Here is a 264-nt window from a genome sequence, read left to right as displayed (position 1 = left end):
ATTTTGTCCAGGCTCCAGGAATGGATTAGGTTGATAGATATGTGATGAGTTATGATCAAATGGGGTAAGCAGTGAAGCGGTACCTCCAAAAGATAAAGTAAACGGTGAAACAGTGGGTGAGTAATTATTTAACAGTAAATAATAAACCTGCCCCGGGAGAACATCGATATATTTTACAAAACCATCCCCGCCGCCATCTTCAGTGGTATCTGTTGATGTCATGTTAAGACCGGTAAGAGGCCTTATAAGGTTATTGTATAATCC

At 40.2% G+C, this 264-nt stretch carries 1 protein-coding gene; it reads right to left on the bottom strand.

All coding sequences use genetic code 11. The features are described from left to right. Positions 1-222: hypothetical protein (locus SB724_RS20550; protein ID WP_410572760.1), on the bottom strand; the 222-nt coding region annotated here is incomplete at its 3' end. Positions 223-264 lie beyond the last annotated feature (42 nt).

The sequence above is a fragment of the Bacillus sp. SIMBA_031 genome (genome assembly GCF_046535225.1).
GTDB classification, from domain to species: domain Bacteria; phylum Bacillota; class Bacilli; order Bacillales; family Bacillaceae; genus Bacillus; species Bacillus velezensis.
This window is presented reverse-complemented; position numbering and strand designations above follow the sequence as displayed.